3 protein-coding genes are annotated in these 3,683 nt (G+C 66.8%); all 3 read left to right on the plus strand.

The genetic code is table 11. The annotated features are described in order from the left end of the window. Positions 1–184: 184 nt before the first annotated feature. Entirely contained in the window at positions 185–946 is a 762-nt protein-coding gene (locus tag ACREC7_RS16065; RefSeq protein WP_431556698.1) for an ImuA family protein, read from the plus strand. Beyond that, positions 861–2,474 (plus strand): Y-family DNA polymerase, encoded by a 1,614-nt coding sequence (locus ACREC7_RS16070; protein ID WP_431556696.1) that lies wholly within the window; start codon positions 861–863, stop codon positions 2,472–2,474. The genes ACREC7_RS16065 and ACREC7_RS16070 overlap by 86 nt, the downstream gene beginning before the upstream one ends. Further along, positions 2,471–3,683: PHP domain-containing protein (locus ACREC7_RS16075; RefSeq protein ID WP_431556697.1), on the plus strand; the 1,213-nt coding region annotated here is incomplete at its 3' end. The genes ACREC7_RS16070 and ACREC7_RS16075, both read left to right, overlap by 4 nt.

A 3,683-nucleotide genomic window follows, 5' to 3' on the forward strand; every position in this document is an offset into this window, starting at 1 on the left:
GGCTGGAGGCCATCTGCTACCTCAACATGGAGCATCTCGGCGCACACAAGAAAGAGGCCTTGCGGGCCTTGCCCGCCCGACGGCGGCCGGGCGCGTCCGGCGCTGCGCTACCGGGGCTCCGCGCCGGCCGCGCCCGTATCACCTCTTGCCATGGATTTTGCTGAACTTGACGCACACAACTGATATGAGCACGCCCATTACCCGTCCCGGTATCGAGGAGCTTCGAGAGCGCATCCGGCGCCTCGAGGGCGCGGTTGGCCGAAGGCGATTGGTGCTGCCTTTCGGCATCAAGGCGATCGACCGGCATCTCCCCGGAGGCGGATTGGCGCTTGGCGCGCTGCATGAGGTGGCGGGCGGCGGCAATGGCGCGATCAATGGTGCCGCCGCGGCGCTCTTTGCGGCGGGAGTAGCGGCGCGCACACGGGGAAAGGTCCTATGGTGCATCACGCGCCCGGACCTTTTCGCCCCGGCCCTCGCGCAAGCCGGGCTCGCGCCCGATCGCGTGATCTATGTCGAGACGGGCGACGAAAAGTCCGTCCTCCTCTGTTTCGAGGAAGGTTTGCGGCACGGCGGGCTCGGCGCTGTTGTCGCCGAGGTCGCCCGGCTCTCCATGACGGCTTCCCGCCGCCTTCAGCTTGCCGCTGAAAATTCCGGCAGCATCGGCCTCGCCATCCGCCGCTGGCGGCGGCAGACCGAAGCGGCCGATTTCGGACAGCCCACGGCGTCCGTCACCCGTTGGCGCGTCACCGTACTCCCGGCAACCCCCTTGCCGGTGCCCGGCGTCGGACGCGCCCGATGGCAGCTCGAATTGATCCGGTGCCGCGCCAGTGAAAGCGCCGATTTCGAAGTGGAGGCTTGCGATGCCAAGGGTCGTCTCGCTCTTCCTACCGAGCTGGTCCACGGACCGGGTCAGAAGGACATTGGGCGGCGCCGCGCCGCCCGCTGAGGCGCCGCTCGTCCTGACCGGCCGGGAAGGAAGGCGGCGGGTGGTCCTGGCCTTGGACGCGGCCGCCCAGCGCGCCGGCTTGCGCATTGGCATGCCCGCGGCCAAGGCGCAAGCCTTGGTGCCGGGGCTCATCGTCAGGAACGCGGAGCCTGCCGCCGACGCGAGAGCCCTCGACCGGCTCGCTCTCTGGGCGTTGCAATGTTACGCGCCGGTCGCCGCCGCCGATCCGCCGGACGGGCTGGTGATCGACACGACCGGCGCCGCCCATCTGCATGGCGGGGAAGACGCCATGGTGAAAGGGATGGTCGCGCGGCTCGCCGCCTCGGGCATCGCCGCGTGGGCGGCAATCGCCGATAGCTGGGGCGCCGCGCATGCTTTTGCCCGCTATGGGGTGCGGCCCACGCTCGTCGTCCCGGCGGGAGACAGTACGAAGGCCGTTCTCGATCTGCCCATCGCCGCCCTGCGTCTGCCCAAAACTATGGTGGAGGCGCTTCGCGTCCTCGGCTTTGAGCGCATCGGCGAATTGGCTACAACACCCCGCGCGCCGCTCGCCTTGCGCTTTGGTCCCGAACTTGACCGCCGCCTCGATCAGGCCATGGGACGCCTCAGCGAGCCGATCGATCCGATTCGCCCGCCGGATCTCATCGAGGTCCGCCGCGTCTTCGCCGAGCCGATCGGCGCGCCGGAGACCATTACCCGCTATACGGGCAAGCTGGTAACCCAACTGTGTGAGATGCTGGAGGCAAAGGGCTTTGGCGCGCGGCGGCTCGATTTGCTCTTTCACCGGGTCGATAACCGCATCGAGGCCATCCGCATCGGCACGGCGCTTCCGGGGCGCGACGCGAAGCGGCTGACACGGCTTCTGTGCGACAAGGTTGAGGCCATCGATCCGGGCTTTGGCATCGAGATCATGCGCCTTGCCGCCACCCTCGCCGAGCCGCTCGCGCAAAAACAGACGATCTCCTCGCTCATCGAAGAACCGGAGGCGGATGTCTCTCACCTCATCGACGCGCTCGCCAATAGAGTAGGCGAACAGCGGCTCTACCGCTTCGCCCCGGTCGCGAGCGACGTGCCGGAACGCTCGGTTCGACGGATCGCGCCGGCGGCGCCAAATATTGGCGAGACTTGGCCAGATCCTTGGCCGGGCCCTTGGCCGCGTCCCTCGCGCCTGTTGCCAGCACCGGAGCCGATCGAGACACTCGCCCTGCTGCCCGATCATCCGCCCGTCAGCTTCACCTGGCGCGGCATCCGCCGCCGCGTCAAATGCGCCGACGGTCCCGAGCGGGTTTTTGGCGAATGGTGGAAGCGGGACGCCGAGCTTTTCGCGGTGCGCGACTATTTCCGGGTCGAGGACGAGGCGGGCGAACGGTTCTGGATTTATCGCGCCGGCGATGGCGAGGACGCCGCGCGTTTCGAAACGCGTCGCTGCCGCGCAGCGGCACGAAGAGACGCGTTGAGAGCGGGGCGACGAGGTGAGGATACCACGACCGGCTCGCACCGCTGGTTCCTGCACGGGATTTTCGGATGAGCGCGGCGCGCTATGCCGAGCTGCAATGCACCTCGCATTTCAGCTTTCTTCGCGGGGCGAGCTCCTGCGAGGAATTGTTCGACGAGGCAGCACAGCTCGGCATCGAGGCGCTGGCGATCGCCGACCGCAATAGCCTCGCTGGCATCGTCCGCGCCCATGAAGCCGCCAAGACGACGGGCGTGCGCCTGATTGTCGGCTGCCGCCTCGATCTCGCTGATGGCATGTCCATCCTCGTCTATCCGACCGGCCGCCCCGCTTATGCGCGACTCTGCCGGCTGCTTTCGCTCGGCAAGAAACGCGGCGGCAAGGCGCAATGCCGTCTCGATTGGTCCGATGTCGTAGCTTATAGCGAGGGGCTGATCGCGGTGCTCGTCCCTGATGAAGCGGACGCCATCTGCGCCCTGCGCCTGTGCCGCCTCACTGAAGCTTTCGGCGACCGCGCCTATCTGGCCCTGACGCTGCGCCGCCGCCCGAGCGACGCGCTGCGCCTCTTTGAGCTGTCGAACATGGCGGCGCGGGCGGGCGTCCCCACCGTCGTCACCAACGATGTCCTCTTCCATGTTCCGTCGCGGCGCATCCTGCAGGATGTGGTGACCTGCATCCGGCACAATTGCACCATCGATGACGCCGGCTTTCGCCGCGAGCGTCATGCCGATCGCTATCTGAAATCGCCGGAAGAAATGGCCCGTCTTTTCAGCCGCTATCCAGAGGCGCTGGCGCGCACAGTTGAGATCGCCGAGCGCTGCCGTTTCTCGCTCGATGAGCTCGCCTATCAATATCCGGAAGAGGCGACGATGCCCGGCTTGACGCCGCAGCAGGCGCTCGAAAAGCTCGCCTTTGAAGGCGCCGCCGAACGTTATCCCGAAGGCGTGCCCGATAAAGTAATGGTGATCCTCACCCATGAGTTGCACCTGATCGAGACGCTGAAATACGCGCCGTATTTCCTGACCGTGAACGCGATTGTCCGCTTCGCCCGCGGCCAAAACATTCTCTGTCAGGGCCGCGGCTCGGCCGCCAACAGCGCCGTCTGCTATGTGCTCGGCATCACCTCGATCGACCCCGAGCGCAATGATCTTTTGTTCGAGCGCTTCGTCTCGGAGGAGCGGCGCGAGCCGCCCGACATCGATGTCGATTTCGAGCACGAGCGGCGCGAAGACGTCATCCAATATATCTATCGAACCTACACGCGCGAACGCGCCGGCCTTGCGG

The sequence above is a fragment of the Methyloceanibacter sp. genome (genome assembly GCF_050728395.1).
Lineage (GTDB): Bacteria > Pseudomonadota > Alphaproteobacteria > Rhizobiales > Methyloligellaceae > Methyloceanibacter.

Coding starts and splice junctions, on each gene's coding strand:
- ACREC7_RS16065 (WP_431556698.1), top strand. CDS start 185: ATGAGCACGCCCATTACCCGTCCCGGTATCGAGGAGCTTCGAGAGCGC.
- ACREC7_RS16070 (WP_431556696.1), top strand. CDS start 861: ATGCCAAGGGTCGTCTCGCTCTTCCTACCGAGCTGGTCCACGGACCGG.